General features: G+C 64.3%; 12 protein-coding genes. 3 read left to right on the top strand and 9 right to left on the bottom strand.

Features of this window, described 5'->3' with window-relative positions:
- Window positions 1-15: 15 nt before the first annotated feature.
- Both IVB46_RS13000 and IVB46_RS12995 read right to left on the bottom strand, forming a co-directional pair.
- Entirely contained in the window at window positions 16-1,848 is a 1,833-nt protein-coding gene (locus IVB46_RS13000) for a caspase family protein (protein ID WP_247342909.1), read from the bottom strand.
- Between the two features lie 172 nt (window positions 1,849-2,020).
- A complete protein-coding gene (locus tag IVB46_RS12995) occupies window positions 2,021-2,449 on the bottom strand; it encodes a GFA family protein (protein WP_063980022.1) in 429 nt (142 codons plus the stop codon).
- A gap of 94 nt (window positions 2,450-2,543) precedes the next feature.
- Between IVB46_RS12995 and IVB46_RS12990 the strand changes: the two genes are divergently transcribed.
- The 3 genes from IVB46_RS12990 to IVB46_RS12980 all read left to right on the top strand — a co-directional run bounded on the left by IVB46_RS12990 (window position 2,544) and on the right by IVB46_RS12980 (window position 5,594).
- A complete protein-coding gene (locus tag IVB46_RS12990) occupies window positions 2,544-2,918 on the top strand; it encodes a nuclear transport factor 2 family protein (protein ID WP_007598116.1) in 375 nt (124 codons plus the stop codon).
- A gap of 149 nt (window positions 2,919-3,067) precedes the next feature.
- Window positions 3,068-3,937, top strand: coding sequence for a class A beta-lactamase (gene bla, locus IVB46_RS12985; RefSeq protein WP_247313012.1), 870 nt, complete (start codon window positions 3,068-3,070; stop codon window positions 3,935-3,937).
- 46 nt (window positions 3,938-3,983) lie between these two features.
- A complete protein-coding gene (locus IVB46_RS12980; protein ID WP_094184376.1) occupies window positions 3,984-5,594 on the top strand; it encodes a Na+/H+ antiporter in 1,611 nt (536 codons plus the stop codon).
- A 96-nt stretch (window positions 5,595-5,690) separates the two neighbouring features.
- On the opposite strand, the gene IVB46_RS12975 is transcribed toward IVB46_RS12980, so the two are convergent.
- The 7 genes from IVB46_RS12975 to IVB46_RS12945 form a co-directional block, all read right to left on the bottom strand.
- The gene (locus tag IVB46_RS12975; RefSeq protein ID WP_247313016.1) at window positions 5,691-6,506 is read right to left on the bottom strand and encodes an N-acetylmuramoyl-L-alanine amidase; all 816 of its coding nucleotides are present in this window, start codon (window positions 6,504-6,506) and stop codon (window positions 5,691-5,693) included.
- 3 nt (window positions 6,507-6,509) lie between these two features.
- Window positions 6,510-6,650, bottom strand: a complete 141-nt coding sequence (locus tag IVB46_RS12970; protein ID WP_247313019.1) for a hypothetical protein — start codon at window positions 6,648-6,650, stop codon at window positions 6,510-6,512.
- A 160-nt stretch (window positions 6,651-6,810) separates the two neighbouring features.
- Window positions 6,811-7,242, bottom strand: coding sequence for a hypothetical protein (locus IVB46_RS12965; RefSeq protein WP_063980026.1), 432 nt, complete (start codon window positions 7,240-7,242; stop codon window positions 6,811-6,813).
- A gap of 81 nt (window positions 7,243-7,323) precedes the next feature.
- Window positions 7,324-9,954: an SUMF1/EgtB/PvdO family nonheme iron enzyme gene (locus IVB46_RS12960; protein ID WP_247313021.1), complete on the bottom strand. Its 2,631-nt coding sequence runs from the start codon at window positions 9,952-9,954 to the stop codon at window positions 7,324-7,326.
- Between the two features lie 137 nt (window positions 9,955-10,091).
- Complete coding sequence (locus IVB46_RS12955; protein WP_247313025.1) at window positions 10,092-10,988, bottom strand: TauD/TfdA family dioxygenase; 897 nt, start codon at window positions 10,986-10,988, stop codon at window positions 10,092-10,094.
- A 175-nt stretch (window positions 10,989-11,163) separates the two neighbouring features.
- Complete coding sequence (gene ispG, locus IVB46_RS12950) at window positions 11,164-12,447, bottom strand: flavodoxin-dependent (E)-4-hydroxy-3-methylbut-2-enyl-diphosphate synthase (protein ID WP_063980029.1); 1,284 nt, start codon at window positions 12,445-12,447, stop codon at window positions 11,164-11,166.
- A 12-nt stretch (window positions 12,448-12,459) separates the two neighbouring features.
- On the bottom strand, window positions 12,460-13,413 hold the full coding sequence (locus IVB46_RS12945; protein ID WP_247313206.1) for a DMT family transporter: 954 nt from the start codon (window positions 13,411-13,413) through the stop codon (window positions 12,460-12,462).
- Between the last annotated feature and the right edge of the window lie 18 nt (window positions 13,414-13,431).

Below are 13,431 nucleotides of genomic sequence, written 5' to 3'. Positions count from 1 at the left end.
GTCGATGGCGCGATCCTAGTTGCACACCTCGGCATTGGCGTCGTTGCCGGGGCCACCGCCGCCGCGATATTCGAGATGACAGCCGCGGTTGACCGGGCGGCAGCTGCCGCCATTGCAGAAAATCTGCCCGCCACCCGAGGCGCGGCCGGCGCTCGCGGCAGCCGCAATGCCCGCGGCGGCACCATAGCCGCCCGCCGCGCCACCGGCCTGACGGCGCTGCCGTGCGGAACGCTCATCGCCGTCGTCGCGCTTGGCGGTTGCGCGCTTGGCCGTCGCAGGCTTGACCGTCGCAGGCTTGGCGATGCGCTGCTTCTCGCACGCATTGTCGTCGTTGATCGCATAGCCCTCGCGGCAAACGATCTTCGTGCACGTGTCGCCGTCGGCCTTGAAGCCGTGCTCGCAGACCAGCGGGCAGACGCGCGACGGCTTTGACTTGACCGTATCGAGCGCATCGGTGCTCGCCACTTTCACGTCGAGCCTGGTGCCGGCGTAACGGTTGAACTGCGACAGCGAGCGCCGCGAAGTCGTATTCCAGTTGCCATCGGCCTGCCCGGAGAAGCAGCCGACGCGGCCGAGCTCGGTCTGCACCAAGCGGCTGAGGTCGACCGGCGTGGTCGTCGGCGTCAGCGAAGCGACGCTGGTGCCGGCGGGGCTCGCCGTGCTGGCGGGTGCCGCACCTGGCGCCGCGGCGGCGAGGTTGACGCGCTGCTGCTCGGCCGCGGCCGCCTGCTGCTGCACCTGCTCCTTGGCCTTCTGCGCGGCGAGCTGCGCCTGCTCGGCGGCTTTCGCATCAGCCGCGGCCTTGGCCTGCGCATCCTTCTGCGCGCCGTGGGCGGCAAGACGATCGCGTTCGGCCTCGGCCTGCTTCGCCTTCTCGGTGGCCGCCGCATGGGCCTGCTCGGCACCGATTTTTTCGACCTGAAGCTTGGCGAGATTCGCATAGAAGCCGTCAGGATGCTGGGCCAGGAATGCCTCCCAGGCCGGCCTGTTGCCAACCTGGAGCGCGAGCTCGTAGTCGCGGCGGATATCGGCCGCCTGCGGGTTCGCAATCGGCGCCACCGGAGCGGCCGCGACCACCTTAACCGGCACCAGCGGCACGTCCTCGCCGCCGAGCGAGCCGTACACGAACGGCTCCTGCTTGTTGCCGGTCGATTTGAGCACGTCGTCGCGCACGAAGCCGAAGGCGCGACGGACATCGAGGCCCGGCGTCGTCAGATGCTTCGACAGTGCCATAGTAAAGGGGCTGTTGGCGCCATCGCCGTCCTGCGCCGTGAAGCCGGCCTTGGCCGAATACGCGATCAGCGTGTTGGGGCTGTTCGGCTCGACCTGGGCCAGGCCGCGGCCGATGCCGCGCGAGACAACCGTGCGCTTCATGGTCTTGCCGAACGGATTATCGCGGCAGGCGTCGAGGATCACCAGGCGAAGCTGCTTGGCGGGCTCGACCGTGACCAGGACGCGGTCGAGCGACAGCCCCTGGTCGTAGACATCTGTGTCGCGTTCGAGCTTGGCGTCAACAGGGATCAGATAGTTCGAGCCTTCGACCTCGATGCCGTGGCCGGCATAGTAGATCACGGCGATGTCGGCATCGCGCGTCGCATCGGCAAAATCGCGCAGCACGCGCCGCGTCTCCAACGCGGACAGATCATGCCGGGACTCCACAATTTCGAAGCCGGCGTCCTTCAGCGTCTTCGCCATCACTGCACCGTCATTGACGGGGTTCGCGAGCGACGGCGCGTACTGATACGACGAGTTGGCAAGGACCAGCGCCACGCGCTTTCCGGCGAGAGCGGGCGCAGCGCCGAACAAGAGAGCCAGAAAAAGCGGACAAAGTCCGAGCAGGCTACGCATGACAGAACTTCCAGAGATCGGGAGCAATTCGGTCGCCCTTTGGGGATTGCCTTAGCAGAATCCGCCATCGCATTTGTGATGGAGATCACGAAGACGATGCCTGCAAACTGCCAAGGAACTCTTTAGTCTCGCCAGAGCGATGGCGGTTCGCTGGCGCAGGCCAAGTATGCGCTCAGTCACCCCCGATGTGTCCCCGGTATTGCGGCAGCTCGTCCGTGATCTCATGCCAGGGCGCCTTCGAGCCCACGAAAATGTGGGCGCTCGGCCGGATCGAGGGGGCGTCAACCAGGGTTCCCATGGCGACATGGACCCATTTTCCCTCGCGCACCCGGGAATAAAGCAACGAGCCGCAGCGGGCGCAGTGCGCGTCGTGGGTTGTGTCGTCGCCATAGATGAGGCGCTGGTCCTCGCCACGGACGATGCGGAGCTTGTCCTGCACGATCCCGGCGAACGGCTTGAAGGCGGAGCCGGTGGTGCGGCGGCAGTTCGAACAGTGGCAGTTCAGTGCGTAAGAGAACGCGTCCGCGACCTCGTAGCGCACGGCACGGCAATAGCATTCGCCGGTGAGGATACGAGCGTTCGAATTTTCTGATCCGGTCATTCCAGCGTCCTCGCCCAATTGGCGCAGACACCCATAGCGCATTTTGATGTGTACGACTAAGTTCGCCCCAAGCCATCATTCAAAGGGATGACCCATGAGCCAGAACCGTTCGAGCGTCGAAGCTGTCGTGCAATCCTATTTCGACGGACTTTACGAGGGCGATGCCGAAAAACTCGGCGCCATCTTCCATCCCTCCGCCGATTTGCGCTGGGTCGAGAAGGGCGAGCTTCAGGTGCTGACCGTGCCCGACTGGCTCGACCGCGTCCGCAAGCGCCCCTCCGGCAAGGCCGAAGGCAAGCCGCGCGAGGATTTCATCGTCACCATCGACCGCTCGGATGACAAGACCGCCTTCATCAAGGTCAGGTGCCAGCTTCCGCCACGCTTTTTCACGGATTATCTGGTGGCGATGAAGCTCGCCGACGGCTGGCAGATCGTGTCGAAATCGTACCGGTATGACCTGAGGGAGTGAGGGGGACGACCCTTCCGCTGCCCGAATTCTGACGAACTCGCCTTTGATTTTCCGTCATTGCGAGCGAAGCGAAGCAATCCAGTCTGTCTCCGCGGAAAGATTCTGGATTGCTTCGCTGCGCTCGCAATGACGATGTCTGAAAGTCCCCTATGCCTCTCGACCGCCGTACCCTGCTTGCCTCGCTGTGCTGGATGGCCGCCTCCCCCGCGCTCGCCGTAGACGCACCGCCGGAGCTCGAATCCTACGAGCGCGAGAGCGGCGGGCGGATCGGGGTCTATGCCGAGAACCTCGCGACAGGCGAGAAGCTCGCATGGCGCGCCGACGAGCGCTTCGTCATGTGCTCGACATTCAAGGCTTCGCTCGCGGCCTGCGTGCTGGCGCGGGCCGATCGCGGCGAGGAGCAGCTTGCGGCCATGATCCCCTACGGCAAGGCCGACCTGCTCGACTACGCGCCGGTCGCCAAACAAAATCTCGCCGCCGGCACGATGTCGGTGACCGACATGTGCAAGGCGATCGTCGAGCTCAGCGACAACACCTGCGCCAACCTGCTCTTGGCGCGGATCGGCGGCCCCGCCGCGCTCACGGCCTTCTGGCGATCGCTCGGCGACACCACCTCGCGGCTCGACCACAACGAGCCCGAGCTCAACCGCTCACCGCCCGGCGATCCCCGGGACACCACGACGCCGGCGGCGATGGCCGGCAATCTGAAGCGGCTGGTGGTGGGCGAAGCACTGTCGCCGGCCTCGCGGACCCAGCTCACCGAATGGATGGTGGGCTGCAAGACCGGCGCCAACCGGCTGCGCGGCGGCCCGCCGGCAGGCTGGAAGATCGGCGACAAGACCGGCAACAACGGCAAGGATGCGTCGGGCGATATCGCGGTCGTCTGGCCCAAGCTCGACAACAAGGCGGATGTACCAATCCTGATCGCGGCCTATACCCAGGGCGGCAGGCCCAACGCCGCGCAGATCGAAGCCGTGTTCGCGCGCGTCGGACGCATGGTGGCCGAACGGCTGGCGTGAGCCGCGACGCATTGACCTTTTGGCCGCTTCCGGGCCAAGACAGGCCATGATCGCAGCGAAATTTCAGACCTTTCTCATCCTGCTCACGGTGCTGGCCGGCACCGCGCTGGTCGCCCGCCGCTTCAACATCGCACCGGCCATTCTCCTGATGCTGTCCGGCGTCGGCCTCGCCTTCGTGCCGGGCATGCCGCCGGTGGAACTGCCGCCGGAACTGGTGCTGCTGATGGTGCTGCCGCCGCTCATCTACTCGGCGAGCGTCGCGATGAGCTGGCGCGAGTTCAGGAACAATCTGCGGCCGATCGTGCTGCTCGCGGTCGGCGCGGTGATCTTCACCGCGGCGCTGGTGGCTGCGGCCACGCATTATGTGATCGGCCTGCCCTGGACCATCGGATTCCTGCTGGGCGCGATCGTCGCTCCGCCCGACGTGGTGGCGCCGCTCGCGATCGCGCGCCGCCTGAACATACCGCGCCGGCTCCTGGTCATCCTCGAGGGCGAGGGACTCGCGAACGACGCGACCGCCCTGATCCTCTACCGCTTCGCGCTTGCGGCCATCATGGTCGGCCATTTCTCGCTGCCGCTGGCGGCCGGCGAGTTTGTCCTCATCGTCGCCAGCGAAATCGCCTTTGGCATCGGCATTGGCTGGCTATCCCTTCGCTTCCGCAAATGGTCCAGGGATCCGCAGGTCGAGCTGACGCTGTCGCTGATCACGCCCTACGTGTCCTACTGGCTGCCCGAGCATCTCGGCGGCTCCGGCGTGATCGCGACCGTGGCCTGCGGCCTCTATGTGAGCTGGAACGGGCCGCTGCTGATCTCGGCGTCGACCCGCCTGCAAGGCATCTTCTTCTGGGACCTCATCATCTACCTGATCGAGGGCCTGCTGTTCCTGCTCACCGGCTTCCAGATGCGGGCACTCTACGAGAAGTCGAAGGCGTTTCCGCTCGACGATATCATGATCGCGACCGCGGTGGTTTTGGCGGTCATCGTCATCGCACGCTTCGTCTGGCTGTACCCTGCGATCTATCTGCCGCGGATATTGAGCAAGAGCCTGCGCAAGCGCGACCCATCACCGCCATGGCAATGGCCGTTCGTGCTCGCCTTCACCGGCGTGCGCGGCGCGGTGTCGCTGGCGGCCGCGCTGGCGCTGCCGTTCACGTTGCCGGGCGGCGAGGCCTTCCCGTATCGCGACCTGATCCTGTTCGTCGCCTTCGGAGTCATCTTCGTGACGCTGATCGGCGTCGGCCTGACGCTTCCGCCGGTGGTGCGCTGGCTCGGTGTCGCCGAGGCCGGCCGCAACGAGCATGTCGCCGAGCACGAGGCCGAGATCGCGGCACGCCGCCAGGCGCTCGAGGCGGCGCTGAAGTCGCTCGACGCAATGACCGAGGAAAAGGATGTGTCGGACGAGGTGATGCGGCTCCTGCGCGCGCGTCACGAGATTCGTGTCAACCAGCTTCCGGATTCACTCGACCCCAACCACCACGACGTCTCCGCCGCCGGCACCGCCCTGACCCGCGACCTGATCGTCGCCGAGCGAAAGTTCATCCACGACCTCCTGCGCGACGGCCAGATCACCGACGAGACGCGGCGCCGGATCGAGCGCGACCTGGACCTGGAAGAGGCAAGCCTGGCGAACAGGGAGTATCGGGGGGTGCCGTTGTAGCCTTTTCGTCATTGCGAGCGAAGCGAAGCAATCAAGACTGCTGCCGTGGAACGACTCTGGATTGCTTCGCTTCGCTCGCAATGACGGCAGCGCCAACTATCGCATCTTGCAAAATTCCCCGACCCCCGCCGCAACGGCGCCCGCAATCAACTCCTGCCGCTCCGACGAGTTCATCTCCATCTCCTCGTCGCGGTTGATGATCGAGCCGGCTTCGAGCAGCACAGCCGCGCTTCGCGTTCGCGACAGCACGACGAGCCCGTCATAGCGGTAGACGCCGACATCCTTGTCGAGCAGCTGGCGCCGGTAGCGGCCCATCACCGGCAGGGTGTATTGGCTGGCATAGTGCAGCCCCTGCTCCTTCAACTGCCTGCCGATCATCCGGGCCAGCTTCAGGCTGCTGGTGAAGTGTGGATTGCGCTCGGACACGAACAGCGAGTGACCCGAGAAGCGGTCGCTGAAATAGCTCTTTGCGCCGTCGAATTCCCAGGTCTCGAGCAGCTTGTCCGGCACTGAGTCGTGATGGATCGACAGCACGAGATCGGCCCGGCCGTCATTCGCGGCACCGACGCGCTTGAACAGGCTCGGCCGCGCCTTGCCGTCGGTGACGAGCAACCGGGTTGCAGTAAAGCCTTCGGATTTGAGTTTTGCCGTGACCAGCCTTGCGAGCCGGAAGTTGAAGCCGAACTCCGGATCATTGCGCGCGCTCAACGCGCCGTAGGAGTCCGGGGTGTGCCCGACGTCGACGACGATCCGGAATTTCGGCATCTCACATTTGGCTGGTGCGGGCGCAGGCTTAGGTCTGGCTTTCGCAACCTTCCGGGCCGGGGCAGCACGGCCCGCGTCGATCGACGGAAGCAACAGTGCGACCAGCGACACGAGGAGAATTGTGACGATGCCCCGTCCTAACGACAAGTCCTACTCCGCTGCCGCGATCCGCGGCCTGCCGACGAAGCCTGCGATATCGCCGAAGCGCCGCACGACGATCCCAACAATTCGCCCATTTCCCGTCCCGGAGCCGGACTCGGTCAGGAACTTGTTGTCCTCGGCGCGGAGCATGGCGGATCCTCCCGATTTGATTTTCGGGAAGATTGGCGCGGACGCGGGAAGACGTCAACGCAAGAACCGCTTCGTGAAGTGGGTTGGCGCAGCGTAATCGCCGCCTTTATCGCAGGCCGAAGGGGGCAGATCTTAGGGCTCCTATCCGCCCCCATCGCAATTACCTGACGGTGACGGCGACTGTGTATACCTTGCCATTATCCGGGTCGGTAGGGTCCGCCGTCACGCGCCGATACGTGAAGGAGTCTTCACCGACATAACCCTTCTTGGATTGGTACACCACGCTGGTCAGCCGCACGGTCTTGGCCTCTCCGCTTCTCAATTTGCGTTGCCCGGTGCTCGCTCGCGTCGTCACGGCACCGCTCTTCGGCGGAGTCACGACTTCAATGCTGACGGGCCAGACCTTGCCACTGCTGTCGACGCGCCAGTGTCCGCCGCATTTGCAGATTTCCTTTGCCTCGCCCGATTTCACGACGAGCGACGTGTTCCCCCCGCCCGCATGTGCGCCACAGAGGATTCCGAAGAACAGGACGAGCCCCGCGGTGATTTTGATCAAGAGGGCCGACGGTAGGCGTACCGGGTAGGTTGTCATTTCATAAGTCTCCAATGAAAAAATCTTAGAGTTATTGTATGGGATTGTTCCGGCTGGCGAGGCCGATGCACTCGTGCCCGGCTATCTCAAGGTTCTCGCGACTCGAAATCCAACGTTGCTCACGCGTCCTTCGGACTGCACGCCGTAACGGCTCCCCGCTTCGACTGCATCCGCCTTGCTGACCCAGGAGCCTCCCCTGAGGACACGCTGCTCGCATCGGCCTTTCAGCCAAGGACTCCCGTCCACAGGCGCGCCCTCATAAGTGTCGTTGACGCAATCCTCGACCCATTCCCAGATATTGCCGTGCACCTGATAGAGGCCCCACGGATTCGGCTGGAAGGAATCGACAGGAGCCGTCTTTTGCCCGGAGGCACCCTTTGCATTCTTGTCCTGGCTGGCCCTGTCATCGTAGTTGGCCTGGCCCCGAGACACGGAGACTCCCCACCAGAACGATGACGTCGTTCCCGCGCGCGTCACATATTCCCGCTCGGCTTCGCTCAGGAGGCGGTACGTCTTGCCGGTGCGGGCCGACAACCAGGCTGCATAGCTCTTGGCATCCGACCAGGAAATGTTGATCGCCGGTCGTCTCCCGCGGCCCCAACCGTTGTCCCAGGGCTTGTACCCATTGCATCCCCCATCGGCGACGCAGGCGTCCCATTCCGCAAACGTGACAGCGTAACGGCCAACCGCGAATGAATGGGCGAACGTCACCTTGTGGCGAGACGATTCCGCGGTGCGTTTCGATGCACTCTCCGACGTCCCCATCATGAACGCGCCCGGTGGGACCACAACCATCTCCGGACACTTTTCACATTCCTTGAAGCTGGCCTTCTGCTTCAGAGCCGCCTCTTCCGAATCAGACAACACCTTGATGCCGATCGCAGTCAGTCCTTCGCGCCGCGGGGTCGTGTCTGGAGCCAGAAGCGTGGCGTTGGTGGAGGCCACCTGCACCGCCTGTAACGCCTTGAACCGTTCGCGCGCCTCTGCGGAGCGCGCGCTTTCGGGAAATTTGCTCAGAAACTCTTCGAACATCGCCGGCGAGCGCCCATCCTTGATCGCATTCCAGACGATCTCATCGGTCGCGGGCGAGGCCGGCGGCGGTGCAGCTGCCGCCGCGCGTTCCTTCCACAGCTCGTCACGACGCGACAGCGCGGCAGAGACGTGCGAACTGCTGGAATATTTTGCGGAATACTCCTCGAAGATCGCGGGGTCGTGCGACTCCTTGATCGCGTTCCAGACGATCTCATCTGCAGGCGGAGGTGGCGGCGCTTGAGCAGCAGCGATCTCCTTCCTCAGGTCATCCCCGCGCTGTCGTGCGGCCGCGATGTGCGGGCTCGCCGCATATTTACTCACGAACTCATCGAAGATCGCGGGATCGCGCGATCCCTTGATCGCGGCCCAGACGATGTCCTCGGCGGCGGGAGGTGGCGGAGCTTGCGTGGCGGCAATCTGCTTTTTCAGCTCGTCCCTGCGCGCCTTGGCGTCCGCCAGATGCGGGCTTGCCGGAAATTTGCTGGCGAAATCCTCGAAGATTGCCGGATACGTCGAGCCTTTGATGGCATCCCAGACGACCTCGTCGGCGGTCGGAGGCGGTGGAACGCGGGCGGCAGCGGCGGCGATCTGCTTTTGCAGCTCGTCGGCACGCGATTGCGCCTCGGCTCGATGCTTGCTGGCTGGAAACTTGCTGAGGAAATCATCGAAGATCGCGGGATAGTTCGAATCCCTGATCGCCGTCCAGACGATTTCGTCGGCGGTCGGCGGCGGGGGTATGCGCGCGGCAGCCGCAGCTTGCGCCTGCTTGAGCTCATCACGCCGTGATTCGGCCGCCTTCAGATGTGGCGTCGTCGGAAACTTCGCGATGAACTCCTCGAACACGGCCGGATAGGTCGAATCCTTCACGGCGTTCCAGACGATGTCATCCGTCGTTGGCGGTGGCGGCAGTTTCGGTGCATCGACGATCGAGATGACAGAGCCGCCCAGTGATCCATAGACGAACGGCTCCTGGTGACGATTGGTGACCTTCAGCACTTCGTCGCGAACTCGGCCGAATGCAATCCTCAAGTCCAAGCCGGGAGCGGCGATGTTGTGCAGCAGCGCGGCCGTGAAAGGACTGTTTTTGGCATCGCCGTCCAGCGCAACCGATCCGGCCTTGGCCGCGAAGGCAATCAGCGTATCGGATATCGCGGGCTCGACCTTGGCCAACCCGCGACCGATCGATCGGGACGCTATGGTTCGCTTCATGGTCTTCAAGAACGGGTTGTCCCGGCACGCATCCAGGATGACGAGGCGAAGCCGCCTGGTGGGCTCGATCGATTTCAGAATGCGATCGAGGGAAATAGCCTCATCCTCGATGTCGAAATCGCGGGACAATTTCGCGTCGACGGGGATGACGTAGTTTGCACCATCGACCTCGATGCCATGGCCGGCGAAATAGACGACGGCCACGTCGGCATCGCTTGCCATCTCGGCGAAATCGCTGATCGCGCGCCGCATGTCTGAAATCCCAAGATCACGGCGGGCATCGACCGCGGAGAATCCTGCAGATCTGAACAGGGAGGCAATCTCGGCGGCGTCATTCCGGGGATTCGGAAGGCTCGGGACATTCCGGTACGACGAATTGCCAATCACCAGAGCGACGCGCTTCTCGGCCAGCGCCTGCCCCGCGAACCCGTAAAAAACGAGCGCAAGAATGGTAGCCGCCACCCAGCGCATAATTCCCCCCAAATCGCCCTTTGCGAGTATATCGCTGGTTGTAGCCCCTGCAAGCAGCACCGCGAGCCCACATCATTCGACGGGGGCGATCCCAAGTCCGTGATTCAGGTCACTGAGCGATTGGCGACGGTGGCCGTTTAAATCGGCCTTTCCCCCTTCACCGTCACGCGCGTGCCCGAGCGCGTATGCGGCCAGTAGTCCCACATCGCGCGGTGCTGGGTGCAGCGGTTGTCCCAGAAGGCGATGGCATGCTCGGTCCAGCGGAAGCGGCACTGGAACAGCGGGTTCTCGGCGTGCTGGTAGAGGTAGGCGAGCATCGCATCGCTCTCGTCGCGCGGGATGCCGTTGATGTGGCGGGTGAAGCCGCGGTTGACGTAGAGCGCCTTCCTCCCCGTCACCGGGTGCGTGCGCACCACCGGATGCTCGGCGCTCGGATAGGACGGACGATCGGCGACGCCGTAATTGGCGTAAAGCCCGCGATAGATCGGCTCGCCGTCATGCAGCGCGGTCAGCCCGTCGAGATACGCCTTCATCCGGTCCGACAGCGCCTCATAGGCCGCGTACATGTTGGCGAACAGCGTGTCGCCGCCGCGCGGCGGGCACTCCTTGATGTAGAGGATCGAGCCCATCGGCGGCTCGAGATCGCAGGACACGTCCGAATGCCAGCCCTCGCCGTTCGCCCGCGGCGAGTTCTTGTCGGCGTAGATCTTCATCAGCGCGGGATCTTCGTCCTCGTGCGGCGCGGCGGGATGGAAATGCAGCTCGCCGAACTTGCGGCCGAACGCGAGATGCTGTTTTGGCGTGATGTTTTGATCGCGGAAGAAGATGACGAGGTTTTCGGCGAGCGCGCGGTGGATCTCGTCCATCTGCCGGTTCGAGCGGGCATCGCCATCGACGAGGCTGCCGATATCGACGCCGGATATTTCCGCGCCGATGATGGGGGTGAGCTTTTCGACCGCGATGGTCTCGTAAGCCGCGCCGTCTTCGGCCGTGTGGCGGTAGCGCGGACCTTGCTTGCCGGATAGCGAGCTCATGGGTGTTGCTCCCAATCATTGTTGATTGGGGACATCGTAGCCCGGACGGAGCGAAGCGCAATCCGGGAACGGTCGCTCCGCGGTGGGCAGCGCCCCGGATTTCACGGTCGCGCAAAAAATAAGGCGGGTTACGCTTGCGCTAACCCGCCCTACAATTTCAATGTTCAGTAGGCGCTTACTCCGCCGCGGTCACCGGGACCTTGGCGCCCTGGCCGTAGCGCTGGTCGATGTAGTCGATCACCAGCGCCTTGAAGTCGGCGGAGATGGTGGGGCCGCGCAGCGTGCGGAACTTCTTGCCGTCGACGAACACGGGCGCGGCCGGCGCTTCGCCGGTGCCCGGCAGCGAGATGCCGATATTGGCGTGCTTGGATTCGCCGGGGCCGTTGACGATGCAGCCCATCACCGCGACGTTGAGCTCTTCGACGCCGGGATATTTGGTCTTCCAGCCCGGCATCTCGTCGCGGATGAACGCCTGGATCGAGCTCGCCAGCTCCTGGAACGTGGTCGATGTGGTGCGGCCGCAGCCGGGGCACGCCGCAACCAGCGGCACGAAGGTGCGGAAGCCCATGGTCTGCAGCAATTCCTGGCCGACCTGCACTTCGCGGGTGCGGTCGCCGCCGGGCTCCGGCGTCAGCGAGATGCGGATGGTGTCGCCGATGCCCTGCTGAAGCAGGATGCCGAGCGCGGCCGACGAGGCCACGATGCCCTTGGTGCCCATGCCGGCCTCGGTGAGACCGAGATGGATGGCGTAATCGGAACGCGCCGCGAGATCCTGATAGACCGCGATCAGATCCTGCACCGCGGATACCTTTGCGGACAAGATGATGCGATCCTTGGGCATGCCGAGCTCTTCGGCGCGCGCGGCCGAGAGCAGCGCAGACTGCACCATCGCCTCGCGCGTCACCGCACGCACGTCGCGCGGATTGGCGGACGCGGCGTTCTCGTCCATCAGCTTGGTCAGCAGCTCCTGGTCGAGCGAGCCCCAATTGGCGCCGATGCGGACCGGCTTGCCGTTCTTGTTCGCGATCTCGATGATGTCGGCGAACTGGGTGTCGCGCTTGTCCTTGAATCCGACATTGCCGGGATTGATGCGATATTTGGCGAGCGCCTCGGCGCAGGCCGGATAGGCCGCGAGCAGCTTGTGGCCGATATAGTGGAAGTCGCCGATCAGCGGCGTGGTGATGCCACGCTTGGCGAGGCCATCGCGGATGTGCGGAACGGCGGCAGCGGCCTCCTCACGGTCCACGGTGATGCGGACCATTTCGGAGCCGGCGCGCGCAAGCGCTGCGACCTGGGCGATGGTGCCGTCGATGTCGGCGGTGTCGGTGTTGGTCATCGACTGCACGACGATCGGCGCACCGCCGCCGACGGCGACGTCGCCGACCTTGACCTGGGTGGTCCGGTGCCGGGGCGCCGGGCCCGCGATGTCGGAATCAATGGGGTTTTCGAGCTTGTTCATGGGGTCCAAATATCAGGTTTTGGTGACGTTGAGCAATGCATCGCGCGGCGCCGCAGCCGTTGAGCTGGGACGGTTAACCAGAAAAAGCCCAGCAATTACAAGGATCGCAGCGGCCCCGAATGTCAGGCTCAAGGTGTCGTGCATGATGAAATAGCTACCCACCACGCCAAACAAAGGGGTGATGAAGGTAAAAGCCGACAATTTGCTGGCCGAATAGGTCTTCACCAGCGCGAACCAAAGCGTGAACGTGGTTCCGACCACCCAGATCGCTTGGAAGGCCATCAGGCCGAGCGACAGCGGCGACGGGGTCTGGGTGATGGTCTCCCCAAACAGCCAGGCGGCGGTGCCCAGAATCGGGATCGAGGTCGCGACCTGATAGCCGAGTGCTTTTTCCGGCGCCGCGAAGCGCAGCCGGGTGCCCTTGGCAACCAGCGTGGTCGCCGCCCAAAGCCCTGCGCCGGCCACGATCAGGAGATCGCCGAGCAGGATGTGCGAATCCACATTGGGCTGCGGCACGCCGATCGCGAGCGCAACTCCGGCAAAGCTCACGGCCAGCCCCAGCCATTGGGTGCCGCCGAGCCGCTCGCCGAGCACCTGGTAGGACCCGAGCGCGACGAAGAACGGCGCCGTGTAGAGGAACACCACCGCGCGCGAGGCCGAGGTCAGGCGCAGGCCCTGGAAAATCAGCACGAACTCGACGCCGAACATCAGCCCGGCGATCAGGCCGGCCTTCCACGTGCCGTCGCGCTCGAAGAATTTGACGCCGCGCAAGCTGCCGATAATGAACAGCACGGGCAACGCACCCATCGAGCGGATCATCGCCTGGAGCATCGGCGGCACCTCCGGCAGCACCAGCTTCACTGCGATCTGATTGAAACCCCAGGTCAGGCACAGCATGAGCATCAGGGCGATGGCGCCGGCACTGAGGGGGCGACCGGCGGACGGTATGGCTTGTGGTGCGGACATTTCTTCCCGAATACCGGC

It is taken from the genome of Bradyrhizobium sp. 61 (assembly GCF_023073075.1).
In the GTDB taxonomy this organism is placed as follows: domain Bacteria; phylum Pseudomonadota; class Alphaproteobacteria; order Rhizobiales; family Xanthobacteraceae; genus Bradyrhizobium; species Bradyrhizobium barranii.
This window is presented reverse-complemented; position numbering and strand designations above follow the sequence as displayed.

Coding starts and splice junctions, on each gene's coding strand:
- IVB46_RS13000 (WP_247342909.1), bottom strand. CDS start 1,848: ATGCGTAGCCTGCTCGGACTTTGTCCGCTTTTTCTGGCTCTCTTGTTC.
- IVB46_RS12995 (WP_063980022.1), bottom strand. CDS start 2,449: ATGACCGGATCAGAAAATTCGAACGCTCGTATCCTCACCGGCGAATGC.
- IVB46_RS12990 (WP_007598116.1), top strand. CDS start 2,544: ATGAGCCAGAACCGTTCGAGCGTCGAAGCTGTCGTGCAATCCTATTTC.
- bla (WP_247313012.1), top strand. CDS start 3,068: ATGCCTCTCGACCGCCGTACCCTGCTTGCCTCGCTGTGCTGGATGGCC.
- IVB46_RS12980 (WP_094184376.1), top strand. CDS start 3,984: ATGATCGCAGCGAAATTTCAGACCTTTCTCATCCTGCTCACGGTGCTG.
- IVB46_RS12970 (WP_247313019.1), bottom strand. CDS start 6,650: ATGCTCCGCGCCGAGGACAACAAGTTCCTGACCGAGTCCGGCTCCGGG.
- IVB46_RS12965 (WP_063980026.1), bottom strand. CDS start 7,242: ATGACAACCTACCCGGTACGCCTACCGTCGGCCCTCTTGATCAAAATC.
- IVB46_RS12960 (WP_247313021.1), bottom strand. CDS start 9,954: ATGCGCTGGGTGGCGGCTACCATTCTTGCGCTCGTTTTTTACGGGTTC.
- IVB46_RS12955 (WP_247313025.1), bottom strand. CDS start 10,988: ATGAGCTCGCTATCCGGCAAGCAAGGTCCGCGCTACCGCCACACGGCC.
- ispG (WP_063980029.1), bottom strand. CDS start 12,447: ATGAACAAGCTCGAAAACCCCATTGATTCCGACATCGCGGGCCCGGCG.
- IVB46_RS12945 (WP_247313206.1), bottom strand. CDS start 13,413: ATGTCCGCACCACAAGCCATACCGTCCGCCGGTCGCCCCCTCAGTGCC.